Origin of the sequence: Streptomyces sp. NPDC017991, from assembly GCF_044328075.1 — a bacterium.
In the GTDB taxonomy this organism is placed as follows: Bacteria; Actinomycetota; Actinomycetes; order Streptomycetales; family Streptomycetaceae; genus Streptomyces.
In genome coordinates this window covers 171,291-192,177 of sequence record NZ_JBIRGP010000018.1, presented here as the reverse complement: position 1 = coordinate 192,177, position 20,887 = coordinate 171,291, and the positions used below count along the sequence as shown (strand labels likewise).

Annotated in this window: 20 protein-coding genes; 8 read left to right on the top strand and 12 right to left on the bottom strand. The window is 71.5% G+C overall.

From position 1 onward, the window contains the following. Window positions 1-99 precede the first annotated feature (99 nt). The 4 genes from ACH4DZ_RS40185 to ACH4DZ_RS40170 form a co-directional block, all read right to left on the bottom strand. Window positions 100-339, bottom strand: a complete 240-nt coding sequence (locus ACH4DZ_RS40185; protein ID WP_398293983.1) for a chaplin — start codon at window positions 337-339, stop codon at window positions 100-102. Window positions 340-532: 193 nt separating this feature from the next. Further along, the gene (chpE, locus tag ACH4DZ_RS40180; RefSeq protein WP_398293982.1) at window positions 533-778 is read right to left on the bottom strand and encodes a chaplin ChpE; all 246 of its coding nucleotides are present in this window, start codon (window positions 776-778) and stop codon (window positions 533-535) included. Between the two features lie 183 nt (window positions 779-961). Beyond that, the gene (locus ACH4DZ_RS40175; RefSeq protein WP_398293981.1) at window positions 962-1,603 is read right to left on the bottom strand and encodes a response regulator; all 642 of its coding nucleotides are present in this window, start codon (window positions 1,601-1,603) and stop codon (window positions 962-964) included. Next, window positions 1,596-2,741, bottom strand: a complete 1,146-nt coding sequence (locus ACH4DZ_RS40170; RefSeq protein WP_398293980.1) for a GAF domain-containing sensor histidine kinase — start codon at window positions 2,739-2,741, stop codon at window positions 1,596-1,598. The genes ACH4DZ_RS40175 and ACH4DZ_RS40170 overlap by 8 nt, the downstream gene beginning before the upstream one ends. Window positions 2,742-2,926: 185 nt before the next feature. On the opposite strand from ACH4DZ_RS40170, the gene ACH4DZ_RS40165 reads away from it, so the two are divergent. The 3 genes from ACH4DZ_RS40165 (at window position 2,927) to ACH4DZ_RS40155 (ending at window position 5,790) form a co-directional block, all read left to right on the top strand. Then, window positions 2,927-3,625 (top strand): SDR family NAD(P)-dependent oxidoreductase, encoded by a 699-nt coding sequence (locus ACH4DZ_RS40165; protein ID WP_398293979.1) that lies wholly within the window; start codon window positions 2,927-2,929, stop codon window positions 3,623-3,625. Then, the gene (locus ACH4DZ_RS40160; protein WP_398293978.1) at window positions 3,622-4,782 is read left to right on the top strand and encodes an S-adenosylmethionine:tRNA ribosyltransferase-isomerase; all 1,161 of its coding nucleotides are present in this window, start codon (window positions 3,622-3,624) and stop codon (window positions 4,780-4,782) included. The genes ACH4DZ_RS40165 and ACH4DZ_RS40160 overlap by 4 nt, the downstream gene beginning before the upstream one ends. A 300-nt stretch (window positions 4,783-5,082) precedes the next feature. After that, on the top strand, window positions 5,083-5,790 hold the full coding sequence (locus ACH4DZ_RS40155) for a transglycosylase SLT domain-containing protein (protein ID WP_398293977.1): 708 nt from the start codon (window positions 5,083-5,085) through the stop codon (window positions 5,788-5,790). 70 nt (window positions 5,791-5,860) lie between these two features. On the opposite strand, the gene ACH4DZ_RS40150 is transcribed toward ACH4DZ_RS40155, so the two are convergent. Beyond that, on the bottom strand, window positions 5,861-8,374 hold the full coding sequence (locus ACH4DZ_RS40150; protein ID WP_398293976.1) for an FHA domain-containing protein: 2,514 nt from the start codon (window positions 8,372-8,374) through the stop codon (window positions 5,861-5,863). A gap of 242 nt (window positions 8,375-8,616) precedes the next feature. Between ACH4DZ_RS40150 and ACH4DZ_RS40145 the strand changes: the two genes are divergently transcribed. Then, window positions 8,617-10,539, top strand: a complete 1,923-nt coding sequence (locus ACH4DZ_RS40145; RefSeq protein ID WP_398293974.1) for a streptophobe family protein — start codon at window positions 8,617-8,619, stop codon at window positions 10,537-10,539. A gap of 171 nt (window positions 10,540-10,710) precedes the next feature. Further along, on the top strand, window positions 10,711-11,928 hold the full coding sequence (gene serB, locus ACH4DZ_RS40140) for a phosphoserine phosphatase SerB (RefSeq protein WP_398293972.1): 1,218 nt from the start codon (window positions 10,711-10,713) through the stop codon (window positions 11,926-11,928). Between the two features lie 123 nt (window positions 11,929-12,051). On the opposite strand, the gene ACH4DZ_RS40135 is transcribed toward serB, so the two are convergent. The 4 genes from ACH4DZ_RS40135 to ACH4DZ_RS40120 all read right to left on the bottom strand — a co-directional run bounded on the left by ACH4DZ_RS40135 (window position 12,052) and on the right by ACH4DZ_RS40120 (window position 14,814). Then, the gene (locus ACH4DZ_RS40135; protein ID WP_398293970.1) at window positions 12,052-12,567 is read right to left on the bottom strand and encodes a SixA phosphatase family protein; all 516 of its coding nucleotides are present in this window, start codon (window positions 12,565-12,567) and stop codon (window positions 12,052-12,054) included. Window positions 12,568-12,691: 124 nt separating this feature from the next. Beyond that, the gene (locus tag ACH4DZ_RS40130; RefSeq protein ID WP_398293968.1) at window positions 12,692-12,907 is read right to left on the bottom strand and encodes a hypothetical protein; all 216 of its coding nucleotides are present in this window, start codon (window positions 12,905-12,907) and stop codon (window positions 12,692-12,694) included. Between the two features lie 181 nt (window positions 12,908-13,088). After that, entirely contained in the window at window positions 13,089-13,205 is a 117-nt protein-coding gene (locus ACH4DZ_RS40125; RefSeq protein ID WP_107017780.1) for an SGM_5486 family transporter-associated protein, read from the bottom strand. Between the two features lie 250 nt (window positions 13,206-13,455). Continuing rightward, complete coding sequence (locus tag ACH4DZ_RS40120; protein WP_398293966.1) at window positions 13,456-14,814, bottom strand: CynX/NimT family MFS transporter; 1,359 nt, start codon at window positions 14,812-14,814, stop codon at window positions 13,456-13,458. Window positions 14,815-14,863: 49 nt separating this feature from the next. On the opposite strand from ACH4DZ_RS40120, the gene ACH4DZ_RS40115 reads away from it, so the two are divergent. Beyond that, window positions 14,864-15,613, top strand: coding sequence for a FadR/GntR family transcriptional regulator (locus tag ACH4DZ_RS40115; protein ID WP_398293964.1), 750 nt, complete (start codon window positions 14,864-14,866; stop codon window positions 15,611-15,613). Here the strand turns inward: ACH4DZ_RS40115 and ACH4DZ_RS40110 are convergent. The 3 genes from ACH4DZ_RS40110 to fabG all read right to left on the bottom strand — a co-directional run bounded on the left by ACH4DZ_RS40110 (window position 15,597) and on the right by fabG (window position 17,686). After that, window positions 15,597-15,995: a hypothetical protein gene (locus tag ACH4DZ_RS40110; protein ID WP_398294006.1), complete on the bottom strand. Its 399-nt coding sequence runs from the start codon at window positions 15,993-15,995 to the stop codon at window positions 15,597-15,599. The two genes, ACH4DZ_RS40115 and ACH4DZ_RS40110, sit on opposite strands and share 17 nt — an antisense overlap. Before the next feature lie 195 nt (window positions 15,996-16,190). Beyond that, window positions 16,191-16,961, bottom strand: coding sequence for an enoyl-ACP reductase FabI (gene fabI / locus ACH4DZ_RS40105; protein WP_398293962.1), 771 nt, complete (start codon window positions 16,959-16,961; stop codon window positions 16,191-16,193). Window positions 16,962-16,966: 5 nt separating this feature from the next. Then, the gene (fabG, locus tag ACH4DZ_RS40100; RefSeq protein WP_398293960.1) at window positions 16,967-17,686 is read right to left on the bottom strand and encodes a 3-oxoacyl-[acyl-carrier-protein] reductase; all 720 of its coding nucleotides are present in this window, start codon (window positions 17,684-17,686) and stop codon (window positions 16,967-16,969) included. A 184-nt stretch (window positions 17,687-17,870) separates the two neighbouring features. On the opposite strand from fabG, the gene ACH4DZ_RS40095 reads away from it, so the two are divergent. Continuing rightward, window positions 17,871-19,394: a TldD/PmbA family protein gene (locus ACH4DZ_RS40095; RefSeq protein ID WP_398293958.1), complete on the top strand. Its 1,524-nt coding sequence runs from the start codon at window positions 17,871-17,873 to the stop codon at window positions 19,392-19,394. Beyond that, the gene (locus ACH4DZ_RS40090) at window positions 19,391-20,809 is read left to right on the top strand and encodes a metallopeptidase TldD-related protein (RefSeq protein WP_398293956.1); all 1,419 of its coding nucleotides are present in this window, start codon (window positions 19,391-19,393) and stop codon (window positions 20,807-20,809) included. Before ACH4DZ_RS40095 ends, ACH4DZ_RS40090 begins: the two co-directional genes overlap by 4 nt. Window positions 20,810-20,887 lie beyond the last annotated feature (78 nt).

The following is a 20,887-nucleotide window of genomic DNA, read 5'->3' as shown; positions in this document are numbered from 1 at the left end:
CACCGCCGTCCGCCGGCAGTTCGCTGCGGGCCTGCCGGAGGAAAAGGGCGAGGGCCCCGCGGACCGTGTGTTCCGCGGGGCCCTCGGCCGGGCGCGGCGTCAGTCGTTGACGGCCTCGTTGCCGAAGGTCGGGTTCAGGAGCCCGATCACGTTGATGCTGTCACCGACGACGTTGACGGGGACGTGGACGGGGACCTGGACCGCGTTGCCCGAGGCGACGCCCGGGGACTTCACGGCAGCGCCGTCGGCATCCGAGTCGGCGACAGCGGCACCGGCCGAGGCACCCGCTGCGATACCGACGACGGTGACGGCCAGGGCGGCCTTCTTGGCGATGTTCATGAAAAGCGTTCCTCCTGCGATTGCGTATCCGGCCCTGCCGAGGGCCGTAGCCTGAGCAACGTCCGAGGGGCGTGTACGGCACGGCGGGCGAGCGCGTTCTGCCCGTTCGGGCCAGTGGTCCGACGAGCCGAAAAACGGATCGGCCCCCCAGGCGAGCCTGGGGGGCCGGTGGTCACTCGACCCGGGGCGTACGTCAGCCGTTGAAGCCGTCGTTGCCGAACGCCGGGTTCAGGACGCCGATGACGTTCACGGTGTTGCCGACCGCGTTCACGGGGATGGCGACCGGGACCTGGACGAGGTTGCCCGAGGCGACACCCGGCGAGCCCACGGCCTGGCCGGCGGCGTGCGCACCGTCGGTGGCGGAGGCGAAACCGGCACCGGCGGCAACGAGGCCACCGGCCACCATCGTGACGGCAGCGGCCTTCTTCAGGTTCTTCACTTCTGAGCCCTCTCCTTGCGAACCACTGCGGCAGAGCGCCGCAGCACGCACTGGAGAACGGCGGCGGCCGGAGAAGGATGCGCCATCCGGGGGACATTCCCACGACGGTATGAATCTCAGTCCGGAGGGAGACCTTCCGTATGACCGGCCCGAAGGCCGGCCGTCGCGCGGATCAGCAGGTCATCAGCCCGTCACACCGTGGCGTACGGCCCACAGCGCGGCCTGGGTGCGGTCGGAGAGGTCGAGCTTCATCAGAATGTTCGAGACATGCGTCTTGACGGTCTTCTCGGAGAGGACGAGGGCGCGGGCTATCTCGCGGTTGGAGCGGCCGTCGGCGATCAGGCCGAGCACCTCGCGCTCCCGCTCCGTGAGCGAACCGCCTCTTCCCTGGCCGTAGTTGGTGCCCTCCTGGGACAGCAGAGCGCCGGCCACCTCGGGCTGCAGCAGGATGTGCCCGGCGTGGACCGAGCGGATGGCGCCGGCGAGCGCGTCCGGGTCCACGTCCTTGTAGACATAGCCCGCGGCGCCCGCGCGCAGGGCCGGGATCACCGTGCGCTGCTCGGTGAAGCTGGTGACGACGAGCACGCGCGCGGGGTTGTCCAGTTCGCGGAGTTTGCGCAGGGCCTCCACGCCGTCCATGCCCGGCATCTTCACGTCCATGAGGACGACGTCGGGCTTCAACTCCTCGGCGCGGGCGACTCCTTCGGCGCCGTCGGACGCCTCGCCCACGACCTCGATGTCGTCCTGCACCTCCAGGAAGGTGCGCAGTCCGCGGCGGACGACCTGGTGGTCGTCGACGAGCAGCACCTTGATTGCGTCAGCCACCAGGGACCTCCATCTCGATCGTGGTGCCCTTGCCGGGCGCCGATTCCACGGTGAGCTCGCCGCCGACGCCGTTGGTCCGGTCGCGCATGGAGACCAGACCGAGGTGGCGTCCCGCACGGCGGGTCGCCTGGGGTTCGAAGCCGCCTCCGTCGTCCGTGACGCGCAGGACGGCGCCCGGACCGCGCTTCTCCACGGTGACGTCGACGCGGGCCGCGCCCGAGTGTCGCAGCGCGTTGTGCAGCGCCTCCTGGGCGACCCGCAGCATGGCCTCCTCCTGGGCCGCGGGGAGCGCGCGGACGCCGCAGCTGTCGAAGGTCACGCGCGCGGAGTGGGCCCGGTCGAGGACCTGTATCTGGGTGCGCAACGTGGCGACCAGGCCGTCCTCGTCGAGGGCGGCGGGGCGCAACTCGACGACGGCGGCACGCAGTTCGTCTGCGGCCTCGGCGGCGAGGGCGGCCACCTGCTGGAGTTCGCCCTTGGCGCGGTCCGGGTCGCGGTCCACCAGGGCCGCGGCGGCCTGGGCGGTCAGGCGCAGGGAGAACAGCTTCTGGCTGACGGCGTCGTGCAGTTCGTGGGCGAGGCGGGAGCGCTCCTCGGCGATGGTCAGCTCGCGGCTGCGCTCGTACAGGCGGGCGTTCGTGAGGGCGATCGCGGCGTGCTGGGCGAGGATCCCCAGGAGTTCTTCGTCGTCCTCGGTGAAACCGCAGCTGCCTTCCGGCTTGGGGCAGTTCTTGTTGGCGAGGAAGAGGGCGCCGATGACCTCGTCGCCGTCGCGGATGGGCAGGCCCAGGAAGTCGGACATGTCGGGGTGGGCGGCGGGCCAGCCCTCGAAGCGCGGGTCCTTGCGCACGTCGGCGAGGCGCTCCGGGCGGGCCTCGTGCAGCATCGCGGCGAGGATGCCGTGCTGGCGCGGGAGCGGGCCGATGGCCTTCCATTGGGCGTCGCTGACACCGTCGACGACGAACTGGGCGAAGCCCCCGTGGTCGTCGGGGACCCCCAGGGCCGCGTACTGCGCGTCGAGCAGGTCGCGGGCGGAGGCGACGATCGTCTTGAGGACGTCGCGCACCTCCAGGTGCCTGCTCATGGCCAGCAGCGCGGTGCTCACCGCGAGCAGGCCCGACCGGGGTCCATGGCTCATGACCTCACGGTACCGGCGGGGTGTGACAGCGCGTATCCGACCTGTGGCGGCACCGGCCCGGTCCGCTGGACCTAGGGCGAAGGGCCCTTGCTCGCTGCGGCCCGCGCATGAGGCGGCGAAGGTCTTCGGGTTCCTACGTTGAGGACAGCCGCCCGGAGCGGCGGTCGAGGACGAGGGGACGGATCATGCCGGTAGCGATCATCACGGGGGCTTCCAAGGGGCTGGGGCGTGCGCTCGCCGAGGCACTGGCGGAGCGCGGCTGGGACCTGGTGCTCGACGCCAGAACCGCGCGGCCCCTCCAGGAGGCGGCCGCGGCCGTCCTCAGTAAGTACGGAGCACGGGTACGGGCGCTGCCCGGGGACGTCACGGACGGGGCGCACCGTGCCCGTCTGGTGGCGGCGGCCCGGGAACTCGGCGGTGTCGATCTGCTGGTGAACAACGCGAGCGCGCTGGGCGCCGCACCGCTCGTACGGCTTGAGGCGCTGGCCCTGGACGGGCTCCGGCGCGCTCTGGAGGTCAATGTGGTCGCGGCACTCGGGCTGGTCCAGGAGGCGCTGCCCCTGTTGCGGCAGTCGCCGGCGGGCGCGGTGATCGGCGTCAGCTCGGACGCGGCGGCGGAGGCGTACGAAACCTGGGGCGGTTACGGGGCCTCGAAGGCGGCGCTGGACCAGCTCTCCGCGGTACTCGGGGAGGAGGAGCCCGGGCTGCGGGTCTGGGCGGTCGACCCGGGGGACATGGGCACGGACCTGTACGCGGCGGCCGTTCCGGACGACGCCGATCCGCGGCCCGACCCGGCGGGTGTCGTGCCGGCCTTCCTGCGGCTGCTCGACCGGCGTCCGGCGAGCGGGCGCTACGGGGCCCCTGCCCTGCTGGAACAGCGATGACGACCGCCATGGGGGTGCCCCCGCCCGACGGCGGCCGGGTGGGGCGGTGGACGCTCCCGGACGAGCTGTCGGCCCGTGTGCCGGCCGAGCAGCGGGGGCCCGGCCTCGACCGCGACGCCGTCCGTCTGCTCGTCTCCCACGGGACCCGGGTGTCGCACCACGCGTTCGTGGAGCTGCCGGGGCGGCTGCGGGCCGGGGACCTGCTCGTCGTGAACACGTCCGTGACGCTGGCGGCCGCGGTGGACGGGAAGGTCGGGCACGCGCGCGTGGTGGTGCATTTCTCCACCCGGGGCGACGACGGGCGCTGGGCGGTGGAGCTGCGGGAGCCCGACGGGAGGGGCACCACGCGTCCGCGCGGGAGCGGACCCGCGGGGACGGAGGTGCGGCTGCCGGGGAACGTACGGCTGGTGGTGGAGGAGCCGCTGTCCGGGCGGAGCGCGCGGCTGTGGTGGGGTCGGGTCCCTGATGCCGACGTGCCGGGGCTGCTGCGGCGGCACGGGAGGCCCATTCGCTACTCCTATACGGACCGGGACCAGCCGCTGTCCGCGTACCAGACCGTTTTCGCGCTGCCGTCCGCCGACGGGGCGGGGAGCGCGGAGATGCCGAGCGCGGCGCGGCCCTTCACCGCGCGGCTGGTGGCGGAGCTGGTGAGCCGTGGTGTGCAGTTCGCGCCCGTCACCCTGCACGCGGGGGTCGCCTCGGCCGAGGCGCACGAGCCGCCGTACCCGGAGCGCTTCACGGTGCCGGAGACCTCGGCGCGCCTGATCAACGCGGCGAGGGCCGGTGACGGCAGGGTCATCGGGGTCGGGACCACGGCCGTGCGCGCCGTGGAGTCGGCGGCCGGTCCCGACGGGGTGGTGCGTGCCGCGCGGGGCTGGACCGGTCTGGTGGTGACTCCGGAGCGCGGGGTGCGGGTCGTCGACGGGCTGCTCACCGGGCTGCACGAGCCGCAGGCCTCGCATCTGCTGATGCTGGAGGCGATCGCCGGCAAGGAGGTCGTCGACCGCGGGTACGCGGAGGCGCTGCGCGGGCGCTACCTGTGGCACGAGTTCGGCGACGTGCACCTCATCCTCCCGGAGGACCTCCCGGAGGATCTCCGGGAGACCGTCTCGGCGGAGGACCCTCACGCAGGGAATTGCCTCAGCAACTGCCGGTGAGATGGAGTCGCGTCCGGTGTGAGCCCGCACATAGGGCACACATCACGTACGAAGGGGCATAGGAGACAACCGGACTCCCGGTGAGCGGGGAAGACGTATCGATCTGTCCCGATTTGCCCCTTGGGGGTCCACTACCCGGGGTCGTACGTCACACCTTTGCCATCGAAAATTCGGGCCGCTAACAATGGCTCCCGTCGCTCGATGCCGCAGGTGCTTACCCACGGCGTCAGATCCGGAAACACTTTTTGTCCCCCTCGGATCGAGAGCGGCCTCCGCGCTATTCGAAGAGGTCCTCCAGCCATGCCCAAGCAGCACAGCATTCCTGGTCGCATCCCCGCCATGACCAAGGTCCACAAGCTCTCGTTCGCCGGTGTCGCCACGCTCGGCGCCGCCGCCCTCGCGTTCTCGCTGGCCCCCGCCGACACGAAGGCGAGCTCCGACTCGGTGTCCGCCGCTCCCGCCGCGTTCTCGTCGCAGGAGCTCCAGGTCAAGACCGTCGGCCTCAGCGGCCAGCTGGCCGACGCGCAGGCCGCCGCCGCGAAGAAGAAGACCGCCGACGCCGCCGCCGCGAAGAAGGCCGCGGAGGCCGCCGCGACGAAGAAGGCCGCGGACGCCCGCAAGGCGAAGGAGGCCGCGAGCCGGTCCGCCCAGCGTGCCGCGGTCAAGCCGGTCGCCGCGAAGACCTACACGAACAACCTCGACGGCTGGATACGCCAGTCGCTGGACATCATGAAGAAGCACGGCATCCCGGGTACGTACGACGGTCTGCACCGCAACATCATCCGGGAGTCCTCGGGCAACCCGAACGCGATCAACGGCTGGGACATCAACGCCATCAACGGCGTCCCGTCCATCGGTCTGCTGCAGGTCATCAAGCCGACCTTCGACGCGTACCACGTCGCCGGCACCGCATACAGCCAGTACAACCCGGTCGCCAACATCACCGCCGCCGCCAACTACGCGGCGGACCGCTACGGCTCGATCGACAACGTCAACAGCGCGTACTGAGGTCTGCGCGGACCTCTGCCCGTACGTCGAAAAGGGCGGCACCCCACCGGGGCGCCGCCCTTCGCGCATGCTACTTGCGCATGACCTCCGGCTCGTGGCGGCGCAGGAAGCGGGCCACCAGGAAGGCGCAGACCGCGGCGAGGGCGAAGAGGGCCGTCATGTCCAGGACCCAGGTCAGCGCCGTGTGATCCCAGAGGGGATCGGTCTCGGCCGTGTTGTGCGGGTTGATCTTGTTGAAGTCGAGCGAGGAACCGGCGGCGCCGACCGCCCAGCGCGACGGCATGAGGAACGAGAACTGGTTCACGCCGATGGCGCCGTTCAGCGGGAACAGGCATCCGGTGAAGACGACCTGGATGATCGCGAACATCACCAGCAGGGGCATGGTCTTCTCGGCGGTCTTCACCAGCGAGGAGATGACCAGGCCGAACATCATCGAGGTGAAGCCGAGCGCCATGATCGGCAGGGAGAGTTCCAGCGCGACCGCGCCGCCGAGGATCAGCCCCTTGTCGGGGATCGTCCGGCTCATGAAGCCGATCGCGCCGACCAGCGCGCCCTGGAACATGGTGATCACGCCGAGGACGATCACCTTGGACATCAGATACGCGGAGCGTGACAGGCCGGTCGCGCGCTCGCGCTCGTAGATGACCCGTTCCTTGATCAGCTCACGGACCGAGTTCGCGGCGCCCGCGAAACAGGCGCCGACCGCGAGGATCAGCAGCACGGTCGCGGCCGTGCTGTTGGGCACGGGCAGGCCGTTCGGCTGCAGTTTCTCGTTCACCAGCAGCGTCTTGTCCGGCTCGATGAGCAGGCTGACCGCGCCGAGGACCGCCGGCAGGATCACCGTCAGGGCCAGGAAGCCCTTGTCGGACGCGATGACCGAGACGTACCGCCGGACCAGTGTGCTCAGCTGGGAGAGCCAGCCCTGGGGCTTCGGCGGCCGCATCGACTGCGGCGGCGGCATGTGTACGGACTGCGGGGCGACCGCGTCGATGTCCGCGGCGTACATCTGGTAGTGCTGCGAGCCCTTCCAGCGGCCCGCCCAGTCGTAGTCGCGGTAGTTCTCGAAGGCGGAGAAGACATCGGCCCAGGTGTCGTAGCCGAAGAAGTTCAGTGCCTCCTCGGGCGGACCGAAATACGCCACGGAACCGCCGGGCGCCATGACCAGAAGTTTGTCGCAGATGGCCAGTTCCGCCACGGAATGCGTCACGACGAGGACCGTGCGGCCGTCGTCGGCGAGGCCGCGCAGCAGCTGCATGACGTCGCGGTCCATGCCCGGGTCGAGACCGGAGGTCGGCTCGTCCAGGAAGATCAGCGACGGCTTGGTCAGCAGCTCCAGGGCCACCGAGACACGCTTGCGCTGGCCACCGGAGAGGGAGGTGACCTTCTTCTCCTTGTGGATGTCGAGCTTGAGCTCGCGCAGCACCTCGTCGATCCGGGAGTCGCGCTCCTGGGTCGTGGTGTCCGCGGGAAAGCGCAGCTTGGCCGCGTACTTGAGGGCCTTCTTGACGGTCAGTTCCTTGTGCAGGATGTCGTCCTGCGGGACCAGACCGATGCGCTGGCGCAGTTCGGCGAACTGCTTGTAGAGGTTCCGGTTGTCGTAGAGGACGTCACCCTCGTTGGCGGGGCGGTAGCCCGTGAGCGCCTTCAGGAGCGTCGACTTCCCGGAGCCGGAGGGGCCGATGACCGCCACGAGCGACTTCTCCGGTACGCCGAAGGAGACGTCCTTGAGGATCTGCTTGCCGCCGTCGACCGTGACGGTCAGATGGCGGGCCGAGAAGGACACCTCGCCGGTGTCGACGAACTCTTCCAGGCGGTCGCCCACCAGGCGGAACGTCGAGTGGCCGACGCCGACGATGTCGTTCGCGCCGAGCAGCGTGGAGCCGCCCTTGGCGATCGGCATACCGTTGACGAACGTGCCGTTGTGCGAACCGAGATCGCGGATCTCGTAGCGCCCGTCGGGCGTCGCGTGGAACTCGGCGTGGTGCCGCGAGACCTGCAGGTCGGACACGACCAGCTCGTTCTCCAGCGCACGGCCGATCCGCATCACGCGGCCCAGCGACATCTGGTGGAACGTGGTCGGGCTGCGGTCCCCGTAGACCGGCGGCGCCCCCGCGGCGCCGCCGGAGCCCTGCTGCTGCGGGATGTGGCCGCCCTGCTGCCCCTGCTGCGACTGCTGCCAGCTCTGCTCCGGCGCCTGCGGAGTCTGCGGATTCTGCTGGGCCCAGCCGGCCGCGGGTGCGCCCTGAGCGGCGTACGGCTGCTGCTGGGGCTGTGCCTGCGGTGTGGCGGTCGCGGCGCCCGTCAGGCTCAGGCGTGGTCCGTCGGTCGCGTTGCCGAGGTGCACGGCCGAGCCGGGGCCGATCTCCATGTGATGGATCCGCTGCCCCTGCACGAATGTGCCGTTGGTGCTGCCGTGGTCCTCGATGACCCAACTGCGGCCGCCCCAACTGATCGTGGCGTGACGCCAGGACACCCTGGCGTCTTCGAGCACGATGTCCCCCTGCGGATCGCGTCCGAGGGTGTATGGCCTGGACGCTTCGAGCGTCCAGGTCCGTCCGTTCAATTCCAGTACGAGTTCTGGCACTCCATGCCCCACTGTGTTGTCCCCCGATGTACCCCCAGCACAGGGAGTCTAGGGATGTCGAACATCGTGGGGAACTATTTCAGTAGGAGGCCCCTGACCGAAAGTCGGGCCTCTCGAAGACCGACTACGGGCGCCTTGTCCGTTTCCGTTGACGGGGTTGAAACCGGACCGGAGAGTGGTAATCCCACGCGAGGGGGACACCGCGGCCGAGGTGTCGCGGGTGCGGAGTCGGGGGGCTGATGATGAGCGACGGGTCCGTGGGGCACGGCAGGCGCGTGCCACTGGGTGAGGTGCTGCTGTCCTCGATCGCCGCCGTGAGCTGGGCTTTGATCGGCATGGTGGGCGTGGCCGCGCTCGGGCTGCATCTGCTCGGCGCCGACGAGACGGCCTCGCTCGGGCCGATGACCGCGGCGCTCGTGGCGCTCGGGGCGGGCGGTTCGGTGACGCCCTCGGGCGATATGTCGGCGTTCGGGCTGGAGGGCGCGCAGGCCGACACCGCCCTCCAGATCACGCCACTCGGGGTGAGCCTGGTGGGCGCGCTGCTGCTGTCCTGGTTCTTCCTGCGCTCCCTGCGCGGGGCGGGCGCGGTGATCTCGCCCGCCGAACTGCTGGCACGGGCGGGCACGGTGGCCGCCCTCTTCGTGACGCTGCTGGGGGGTCTCGCCTGGGCGGGACACGACATCATCACGATCGACGGCGGTTCGCTCGGGCTCGACAAGCTGCCGGGCGGCGGAGTGCCCGACGACGTGGAGGTGCCCGGACTCGGCGACATCGGCGGTCTGCTGCCGGACCGGCTCGGAGACCTCGCGGACGCCGACGCGAAGGTCGGCTTCACCGTCGACACCGTGCCGACGCTCCTCGGCGGCCTGGGCTGGGTGCTCGGCGTCCTGCTGATCGCGCTGCTGGCCTCGCGCAGGACCCCGCTGCCGGGCGGCTGGACCGCGGTGCACCGCCTGGTGCGGCCCGCGGTGTCCGCGCTGGTCACGGTGTTGCTGGTGGCGGTCCTCGCGGGGTTCGCGGCGGCGGCGTACGCGGCGATCGGCGACGACCACCCGAAACGGATCGCCGGCGCCGCCCTGCTCGGGGCGCCCAACGGCGTGTGGCTCGGCATCCCGGTCGGGCTGTTCGTGCCGTGGGACGGGACGGCGACGGGCCCGTTCCTGCAGTTCCTGCCGGATCCCATGGACGACCTCCTGAAGTTCTCCGACAAGCCCGTGACCCTGGGCAGGCTGGCCGAACTGGACGGCCGGGTCTGGCTGCTGGGCGTCGCGGCGGCCCTGACGATGCTGTTCGCGGGCGTCCTGACCGCGGCCCGCACCCCGTTCGTACGAGAGCGGGGCGTCCTCGGTTTCGCGGGTCGCTGCGCGCTGCGGCTGGCGGTCGTGACGGCGCTCGCGCTGCCGTTCCTGGCGTATCTGACGGAGGTGTCCGTGGACGCCTCGCTGTCCGTGCTCGGCATCGACGCGTTCGACTCCGGGATCGAGCTGCGCGGACAGCCCGGCATGGCGCTGCTGCTCGGCGCGGTGTGGGGCGCGGTCGCGGGGGCGGTGGGCGCGCTGCTCGCGTGTGCGTCGGGTGCCGCCGGCCGGCGGGCGGCTCCCCTGGCACGGGGTGACGTGGACGTGGGCGCCCAGGAAGCCGTCTCCTCGTACGCGGAGGTGTCCGGGCAGGTGGCGGGGCGGACGGCCGGGGAGGCCGGTCCCTACCGCCCCGGGACGCCGTTCCGGCCGACGAACCCGGAGACGAACCCCTATCTGCGGATCCCCGACGCGTTACGGCAGCCCGGACCCGGCCGGCGCCCCGGCGCCCAGCCTCCCGGCAGCCCCGGGTCCCCCGGTGCGCGGCCCCGCGACCCCGGCGGGCAGCCACAGCCCCCCGGAACCTGGCCGCGGCCTCCTGGTGGACGGCCGGGGCCTGATGGGCAGGCTCCCGGCGGCGGTGGACAGCCGCCCGGCTCGCGCCAGCCGGACGACGTGCCGGACGATGTGTACGGGGCGCAGACAATGATCGGTCCCTTCCCGCCGTCGCCCCGTCCGGGGCCTCCCGGCTCCGGACCCCGGCGCCGGCCCCGGTCGTCGCAGGACGGGCCACCGCCCCCGCCGCCCCCGCCGCCGGACGAGCTGCCTCCCCCGCCTCCGCCCCGCAAGCCGGGTGGACGCCGCTGACCGGGGATCGGGTGCGGGCCGCTGACCGGAGATCGGGGATCGGGCGCGGGCCGATACCGGTCGACACTGCCCGTGAAGGCCGGGGACACCCGGGCGACATGTACTGTTCCCTGTCCGTCAGGCGGACCTCGGGGGCATTCGGCACGGAGTGCCGGATACGGTGTGGGCACCATGAGCGCATCACAGACCCCTGATGTTCCCACTGATGTCCCCACTCTCCTCGTCAAGATCTTCGGCAAGGACCGCCCAGGTATCACCGCCGGGCTCTTCGACACCCTCGCTGCCTACTCGGTCGACGTGGTCGACATCGAGCAGGTCGTCACCCGTGGCCGGATCGTGCTGTGCGCGCTCGTGACGCATCCGCCGGCCGGCCTGGAGGGCGATCTGCGCGCCACCGTGCACAGCTGGGCGGACTCGATGCGGCTGCAGACCGAGATCATCTCCGGTCGCGGCGACAACCGGCCCCGCGGGCACGGCAGGTCGCTGGTGACCGTTCTCGGGCATCCGCTCACCGCGGAGTCGACGGCCGCCATCGCCGCCCGGATCACCGGGGCCGGCGGCAACATCGACCGTATCTTCCGGCTGGCCAAGTACCCCGTGACCGCGGTCGAGTTCGCGGTGTCCGGTACGGAGCCCGAGAAGCTGCGGACCGCTCTGGTGACCGAGGCCGCCGCGCTCGGCGTCGACATCGCGGTGGTCGCGGCCGGGCTGCACCGGCGGGCCCAGCGGCTGGTCGTCATGGACGTGGACTCGACGCTCATCCAGGACGAGGTCATCGAGCTGTTCGCGGCGCACGCCGGCTGTGAGGCCGAGGTCGCCGAGGTGACGGCGTCCGCGATGCGCGGCGAGCTGGATTTCGAGCAGTCCCTGCACGCGCGCGTGAAGCTGCTCAAGGGGCTCGACGCCTCCGTGGTGGACAAGGTGCGCAGCGAGGTGCGGCTGACCCCGGGGGCGCGCACGCTCATCCGCACGCTGAAGCGGCTCGGCTTCCAGGTCGGTGTCGTCTCCGGCGGATTCACCCAGGTGACGGACGATCTGCGGGAACGGCTCGGGCTGGACTTCGCCCAGGCCAACACCCTGGAGATCGTCGACGGGAAGCTGACGGGGCGGGTCGTCGGCGAGATCGTGGACCGGGCGGGCAAGGCCCGGCTGCTGCGCCGGTTCGCCGCGGAGGCGGGCGTACCGATCTCCCAGACCGTGGCGATCGGTGACGGGGCCAATGACCTGGACATGCTCAACGCGGCCGGTCTCGGAGTCGCCTTCAACGCCAAGCCGGTGGTGCGCCAGGCGGCGCACACGGCGGTGAACTTCCCCTTCCTGGACACGGTCCTCTACCTGCTGGGCGTGACGCGCGAAGAGGTCGAGGCGGCGGACATGCACGTGGACTGACAGCCCTCGTGTGCGCGCTCCCGCGAACACCTGGGGTCTCCCGCGAGTACCTGGGGTTTCCCGCGACAGGGACGGGGCCCGGCGCCACGAGGGTGCCGGGCCCCGTCCGCGCTCACGCTGTGTTCACTCGGACGGGTCCCAGTAGTCGAGCAGGGTGGCCGCGCCGGGCTCCAGGCTCTTCCACGGGCCGGTGAAGGAGAGAACGGCGAACGCGGCGGGGTGGAACTCGCGGCTCACCCCGTCCTGCGCGTCGGCCCCGGACCGGCCGGCCAGGATGTCTGCGAGGCCCTGCACTCCGGGGTTGTGACCGATCAGGAGGGCGTTCTGCGCGTCGTCCGGGGTTTCGTTCAGTACGGCGATCAGCTCGCCCGGGGAGGCTTCGTAGAGCCGCTCCTCGTAGACCGTTTTCGGCCGGTGCGGCAGTTCCTGGACGGCGAGCTTCCATGTCTCGCGGGTCCGGGTCGCGGTGGAGCAGAGGGCCAGATCGAAGGGGATGCCGGTGTCGGCCAGCTTGCGTCCGGCGACGGCGGCGTCCTTGCGGCCTCGCTCGGCCAGCGGACGCTCGTGGTCGGGCACTTCGGGCCAGTCGGCCTTCGCATGCCGGAAAAGGACAATCCTGCGGGGTTCTGCGACGCTCATGGGTCCCAGCTTCGCATGAAATACGCCACGGGGCGCAGGGAGTTGATGCGCTGCCCCGCCATGGGGCGCGAGGGGCTCAGAAGCCCTGGTGCGGCACGATCGCGGGAGCCGGGGCGCGGGCGGCTCACGAGCCCTGGTGCGGCACCAGCTGCTGGATCCGCTCGAAGAGGCTGCCGACCGCCGGGTCCGTGCCCGCCGCGTGGGCGTCCGCCGGGTTCAGTATCAGCAGCAGGAGCGCCGCGAAGGCGAGCGCGGGGAGGAGCAGCGCCCACCAGGGCAGTCGCGTATCGACGCCGCGCCCGGTCGCCGGGTGGGGCGGGGTGTGCGTTGGGGCCGACATGCCGCCTCCGTGGGGCTCCGAGTGGTCCGTGATCCGCGTCCTCGCGGTCACATCTCGAAGGTACGGACTCGGGAACCCTCAACCCATCCGGTGATCCACCCACTTGACCCTGACACTCGCCCCCTAGGGGACGGGGGGATAGCCCCACCGTGCGCTCCTCCGAGGGCTCGGCGGAGCGCGGTCAGGGTGAGGCGATGGACGCGATGACGCCGATGACCACGAAGATGAGGAGGAACGCGCCGAAGACGAGCAGCATCTTCTTCTGGCCGTTCTTGGGGTTCGGATCGAGCACGGGCATACGCCCAGTCTCGCACTCTTCGCCCGGCTCCTCACGGGTGGGGTCGGCGTCCCGGGGGCGGCGTCCGGGGGCGGTCGTCGCGCGACCTGGGAGGAGCCGGTCACCGCGCGACCTGGGAGTAGCCGGTCACCGCGCGGGCCGGGAGCGGTGGTCATCGCGCGGGCCGAAGCGGGGGACACCGCGCAAGCCGGGAGCGGCGGTCACCACGCGAGCCGGAAGCGGCGGTCACCGCACGGCCCTGAAGCGGTGGTCACCGCGCGGCCTCGTCCTCCACCGTGCGGTCGCGGCCCGCCAGGACGCCCACCACGATCTGCGGGACCATCAGGCCCGCCATGAGCGCGATCGGCAGCCCCCAGCCGCCGCTGTGCTGGTAGAGCACGCCCACCAGCAGCGGCCCGGGGATCGAGATGAGGTAGCCGGTGCTCTGTGCGAAGGCCGAGAGCTGCACGACCCCCGCGCCGGTCCTGGCCCGCATGCCGACCATGGTGAGGGCCAGCGGGAACGCGCAGTTGGCGATACCGAGCAGCACGGCCCACGCCCAGGCGCCGGCGGCCGGGGCGAGATAGAGCCCCGCGTAGCCGGCGAACCCGCAGAGGCCGAGGGCGACGACGATCGGCCCCTGATGGGGCAGCCGGGTGGCGAGCCGCGGTATGACGAAGGCCAGGGGCACGCCCATCACCATCGTGACTGCGAGTAGCAGTCCGGCGGTGCCCGCCGGGACACCGGCGTCCCGGAAGATCTGCGCCATCCAGCCCATCGTGATGTACGCGGCGGTGGCCTGCAGCCCGAAGAAGACCGCGAGTGCCCACGCGGTACGGCTGCGGGTGATCCGCAGCGGGGCGGACGCCTCACGCGCCCCGGAAACCGCGGCCGAGGCAGGGGCAGGGGCAGGGGCACCCGCAGGAGCCGGGGCGGAGGCGGTCTCGACGGACAGGGGCGTGCCCTTGGCCCGTACGAGAGGGATCCAGGGCAGGACGGCGACGGCCGCGAGTGCGGCCCAGACGGCGAGGCCCGACTGCCAGTTCCCGCCCAGAGCGCGGGTCATGGGCACCGTGACGGCGGCCGCGGCGGCGGTGCCGAGGGCGAGGGCCATGGAGTAGAGGCCGGTCATGGTGCCGACCCGGTCCGGGAACCAGCGCTTGACGATCACCGGCATGAGGACGTTGCTGACGGCGATGCCCATGAGGGCGAGGGCGCTGGCGACGAGGAAGCCCGCCGTGCCCCCGACGAAGGGCCGCAGCACCAGACCCGTGCCGATCGCGAGCATGCCGGCGCAGACCACCGCGGCGGGTCCGAAGCGACGGGCGAGGCGCGGCGCCATGACGCCGAAGACGGCGAAGCACAGCGGCGGTACGGACGTGAGGAGTCCGGCGACGCTGCCGCTCATCCCGAGGCCGTCGCGCACCTCTTCCAGGAGGGCGCCCAGGCTGGTGATGGCGGGGCGCAGGTTGAGGGCCGTCAGGACGATGCCGGCGATCACCAGACGCGTCATCCACGCGCGCGTGGGGGGCGTGCGCAGGTCGGCGTCCTGCGCGGAGCTGCGTATCGGTGTCGGTATCGATGGGGACACGGTCGTCCGGGTTTCCTCGCCAGTCATGAACCCCATCATAGAATCATGGGATGATTGGTTGTCCAACCCCCTGGCGCGAAGGACCGTCATGCCCCTGAGCCACCCCCGCCGTTCGGCGCTGTCCGAGCAGGTCATCGCCGCGCTGCGGAACGAGATCACCTCGGGCGAGTGGCCTGTGGGCTCCCGCATCCCCACCGAGCCGGAGCTGGTCGAGCAGTTGGGGGTGGCCCGCAACACGGTCCGGGAGGCCGTGCGGGCCCTGGCGCACAACGGTCTGCTCGACATCCGGCAGGGCTCGGGCACCTATGTGCTGGCGACCAGCGAGCTGGCCGGGGTGATGCACCGCCGGTTCGCGGACGCCGACCCGCGGCACATCGCCGAGCTGCGCTCCACGCTGGAGTCGAGCGCGGCGAGGCTGGCCGCCGAGCGCCGCACCGAGCGCGATCTCAAACAGCTGGACGCGCTCCTCGTGCGCCGGGAGGAGGCCTGGGAGTCGGGCGACACGGAGGCCTTCGTGACCGCCGACACGACGTTCCACCTGGCCGTGGTCGCCGCGTCCCACAACGAGGTCATGACGGCGATGTACGCGGACCTGGGCGAGGTCGTGCGCGACTGGCTGCGCGAGGACATCGGCGAGGAGCTGACGCCCGAGACGCACATGGACCACACACGCCTGATGGACGCGATCCGGGCGGGCGACACGCAGACGGCGGCCTCGGAGGCAGCCGGTTATCCGTTCCTGTGCCGCCCGGGGCGGTCCGAGACTGCGGGACAGTCGGAGCAGGCGGGACACGCAGGGCAGCAGGAGCAGGCGGGGGACGTCACTTCCGGTGGCTGACCCACGCCGAGCGGACTTCCATCCAGCAGCGGCCGGTCAGCTGGACGTTCTGCGCGGGGCCCGCCTCCACCCTCGTCCCGTCGGCGTCGAGGTCCCACCACCGGTCGCACTCGATGTGCAGCCCGACGTGGTCGGGCTCCGGATACGGGTTGCGGCAGTACGCCGTCACGTGGGAGCCGTCGACGACGGTCCGGCACGCCGCCCCGAAGGGCCGTTTCTCGACGGGCACGCGCGCGTGGGGCGTTGTTCCCGCGCTGTGCGCGGTGTGCGAGGCGGCGTCGGAGGACACCGCGAGCAGCAGGGTCAGAGCGGCGAACAGGGCAGCGGGGGCCGCCGCGAAACCGTTCCTGTGGAGCCGACGCGTGCGTCGGACCTGGGACAGGCGCACAAAGGGACCTCCTCGGCTGGGCTCTGGAGGGCATCTGACAGGAGAAGAACTCCTCCTTCAGAGTGGGCCGTTACCCCTCTTGGCCGCCCGGCCGGTGGGGCCGAACGGGTGACGCCCCGCTCCCCGCGCACTGCGGGGAACGGGGCGCCGACTCCGTACGAGAACGTTCGCGGGCCCTCGCGCGGGCGGTTACGCGCCGATCGCGTGCAGACCGCCGTCGACGTGGATGATCTCGCCGGTGGTCTTCGGGAACCAGTCGCTGAGCAGGGCGACGACACCGCGGCCGGCCGGCTCGGGATCCTTGAGGTCCCACTCCAGCGGCGAGCGGTGGTCCCAGACGGCGGCCAGCTCGGTGAAGCCCGGGATGGACTTGGCGGCCATCGAGCCGAGCGGGCCGGCCGAGATGAGGTTGGAGCGCACGTTCTGCTTGCCCAGGTCGCGGGCGAGGTAGCGGTTGGTGGCCTCCAGGGCGGCCTTCGCGGGGCCCATCCAGTCGTACTGCGGCCAGGCGTACTGGGCGTCGAAGGTGAGGCCGACGACCGAGCCGCCGCCGTTCTGCATCAGCGGCAGGCAGGCCATGGTCAGCGACTTCAGGGAGAAGGCGGAGACGTGCATGGCCGTGGCGACCGACTCGAACGGCGTGTTCAGGAAGTTGCCGCCCAGCGCGTCCTGCGGGGCGAAGCCGATGGAGTGCACGACGCCGTCGAGGCTGCCCAGCTCCGCGCCCACGATCTCGGCGAGCCGCCCGAGGTGCTCGTCGTTGGTCACGTCGAGCTCGATGACCTTGGTGGGCTTGGGCAGCTTCTTCGCGATGCGCTCGGTCAGCGTGGGCCGCGGGAACGCGGTCAGGATGATCTCGGCACCCTGTTCCTGGGCCAGCTTCGCGGTGTGGAAGGCGATGGACGCCTCCGTCAGCACCCCGGTGATCAGGACACGCTTGCCCTCAAGAATTCCGCTCATGGTGATCAGTGACCCATTCCCAGTCCGCCGTCTACGGGGATGACGGCTCCAGTGATGTACGAGGCCTCTTCCGAGGCGAGGAACCGCACCGTCGCGGCGATCTCCTCGGGCTGCGCGTACCGGCCGAGCGGCACCTGCTTCACGATGGCCTCGCGCTGCTCTTCGGTGAGCGCCTTGGTCATGTCGGTGTCGACGAAACCGGGCGCGACGACGTTGAAGGTGAGGTTGCGCGAACCCAGCTCACGGGCGAGCGAGCGCGCGAATCCGACCAGGCCCGCCTTGGAGGCCGCGTAGTTCGCCTGCCCGGCCGAGCCGAGGAGGCCGACCACCGAGGAGATGAGGACGACGCGGCCCTTCCTGGCGCGCAGCATGCCGCGGTTGGCGCGCTTCACGACCCGGAAGGTGCCCGTCAGGTTGGTGTCCAGGACGGATGTGAAGTCCTCCTCGGACATCCGCATCAGCAACTGGTCCTTGGTGACACCCGCGTTGGCGACGAGCACCTCGACCGGGCCGTGCGCGGCCTCGATCTCCTTGTAGGCCTGCTCCACCTGCTCGGTGTCGGTGATGTCGCACTTGACCGCGAGGCAGCCCAGTTCGGTGAGGGCGGCCGGGGGCTCGCCCGACCGGTATGTGATCGCGACCTTGTCGCCCGCGTCGGCGAACGTGCGGGCGATGGCGAGGCCGATGCCCCGGTTTCCTCCGGTGACGAGAACCGAGCGGCTCAACGGATCACCCTTTCGATAGCCGGTCTGGTACCTCGAAAACCTATCGGTACGGTCGGCTTCGCGGAGAATCGGGCACCGACAGTGGCTCGGGGGACTCGCTGTCGGGTCCCTACAGAAAAGTGTGGCCGCCGGGCCCGCCCGCGCGACATGATCGGACCGACAGGCGACAACAAGGGAGACCTCCGTGCCCCATTCCATCGACGAAGCCTTCAGGGCACTGCCCCTGCGGGCCCTGGCCGACGCGGCGCTCGCGCGGGCCCGGGCGCTGGGCGCCGACCATGCGGACTTCCGGTTCGAGCGGGTGCGCAGCGCGTCCTGGCGGCTGCGGGACGCGAAGCCCGCGGGATCGTCGGACACGACCGACCTCGGGTACGCGGTACGGGTCGTGCACGGCGGCACCTGGGGGTTCGCCGCCGGCGTCGACCTGACGATGGACGCCGCCGCGAAGGTGGCGTCGCAGGCCGTGGCGATGGCCAAGCTGTCGGCGAAGGTGATCAGGGCGGCGGGCTCCGACGAGCGGGTCGAGCTGGCGGACGAGCCGGTGCACGCCGAGAAGACGTGGATCTCCTCGTACGAGATCGACCCCTTCTCGGTACCGGACGAGGAGAAGTCCGGGCTGCTGGCCGAGTGGAGTGCGCGGTTGCTCACGGCGAGCGGCGTCAGCCATGTCGACGCCTCGCTGACGACCGTGCACGAGAACAAGTTCTACGCGGACACCGCGGGCACGGTGACCACCCAGCAGCGGGTCCGGCTGCACCCTCAGCTGACCGCCGTGGCCGTCGACGAGTCGAGCGGCGAGTTCGACTCGATGCGCACGATCGCGCCGCCCGTCGGGCGCGGCTGGGAGTACCTCACCGGGACCGGCTGGGACTGGGAGGCGGAGCTCGGGCGGCTCCCGGAGCTGCTGGCCGAGAAGATGCGGGCGCCGAGCGTCACGGCCGGGGTGTACGACCTGGTCGTCGACCCGTCCAACCTGTGGCTGACCATCCACGAGTCCATCGGCCACGCCACCGAGCTGGACCGCGCGCTTGGTTACGAGGCCGCGTACGCCGGGACCTCGTTCGCCACCTTCGACCAGCTGGGCAAGCTGCGCTACGGCTCCGAGCTGATGAACGTGACGGGCGACCGCACCGCCGAGCACGGGCTCGCGACCGTCGGGTACGACGACGAGGGTGTGGCCGGGCAGTCCTGGGACCTGGTGAGGGACGGCACGCTCGTCGGATACCAGCTGGACCGAAGGATCGCGAAGCTGACCGGCTTCGAGCGGTCCAACGGCTGCGCGTACGCCGACTCGCCCGGCCATGTGCCCGTACAGCGCATGGCGAACGTGTCGCTCCGGCCCGATCCGGCGGGGATGTCCACGGACGACCTCATCGGGAGCGTCGACCGCGGGATCTATGTCGTCGGCGACCGGTCCTGGTCGATCGACATGCAGCGCTACAACTTCCAGTTCACCGGCCAGCGGTTCTTCAGGATCGAGAACGGGCAGATCACGGGCCAGCTGCGGGATGTCGCCTACCAGGCGACGACCACGGACTTCTGGGGCTCGATGGCGGCCGTCGGCGGCCCGCAGACCTACGTCCTGGGCGGTGCCTTCAACTGCGGCAAGGCCCAGCCCGGCCAGGTCGCGGCGGTCTCGCACGGCTGCCCGTCGGCCCTCTTCAAGGGCGTCAACATTCTGAACACCACGCAGGAGGCCGGTCGATGAGCGCTCGTGTGCCCAACGGCATCACTTCGTTGACGAACAAGCCGCACGAGATCGTCGAGCGCGCCCTCGCCCTGTCCCGGGCGGACGGGTGCGTCGTCATCGCCGACGAGCGGTCGACCGCGAACCTGCGCTGGGCGGGCAACGCGCTGACCACCAACGGTGTCACGCGCGGACGCACGCTGACCGTCGTCGCCACGGTCGACGGCCGCGAGGGCACCGCCTCCGGAGTCGTCTCGCGCTCGGCCGTGACAGCGGACGAGCTGGAGCCGCTGGTACGGGCCGCCGAGGCCGCGGCGCGCGGGGCGGGCCCCGCCGAGGACGCGCAGCCGCTCGTGGCGGGGGTGCCCGCCTCCCCGGACTTCACGGACGCGCCCGCCGAGACCTCGTCGGCGGTGTTCACCGACTTCGCCCCGGCGCTCGGTGAATCGTTCGCACGCGCGCGTGCGGGCGGCCGGGAGCTGTACGGCTTCGCCAACCACGAGCTCGTCACCAGCTACCTCGGTACGTCCACGGGGCTGCGCCTGCGCCACGACCAGCCCAACGGGACGCTGGAGCTGAACGCCAAGTCCCCGGACCGTACGCGCTCGGCGTGGGCCGGCCGTTCCACGCGGGACTTCAAGGACGTCGACCCGGCGGCGCTCGACGCCGAGCTGGCCGTCCGGCTGGGCTGGGCGGAGCGGCGGATCGACCTGCCCGCCGGGCGCTACGAGACACTGCTGCCGCCGACCGCCGTCGCGGACCTGCTGATCTACCAGATGTGGTCGGCGGCGGCCCGGGACGCGGCGGAGGGCCGGACGGTGTTCAGCAAGCCCGGCGGCGGCACCCGCGTCGGCGACCGGCTCACCGACCTGCCGCTCACCCTGCGCAGCGACCCGCACGAGGCCGGGCTCGAAAGCGCCCCCTTCGTCCTCACCCACTCCTCCGGGGACGACGCCTCCGTCTTCGACAACGGACTGCCCCTCAAGGCCACGGAGTGGGTCCGCGAGGGCGAGTTGAAGCGCCTGACGAGTACTCGGCACAGCGCGGCCCTGACCGGCCTGCCGGTGGCTCCCGGCATCGGCAACCTCGTTCTCGACGGCGGCGACGAGACCTCGCTGGAGGAGATGGTCGCCGCGACCGGGCGCGGGCTGCTGCTGACCTGCCTCTGGTACATCCGCGAGGTCGACCCGGCGACGCTGCTGCTGACCGGTCTGACCCGGGACGGCGTCTACCTCGTGGAGAACGGCGAGGTCACCGGCGAGGTGAACAACTTCCGGTTCAACGAGTCGCCGGTGGGGCTGCTGGGGCGGGCGACCGAGGCGGGGCGGACCGAGAAGACGCTGCCGCGCGAGTGGAGCGACTGGTTCACCAGGGCCGCGATGCCGGCGCTGCGGGTGCCGGACTTCAATATGAGCTCTGTCAGTCAGGGCGTATAACCTCGACGGACAGCCTCGGCGGGCGGCCTCGCGGCCGGCTGTCGTCCGGCTGTCGAGCCACCCGAGGGCCAAGACCGC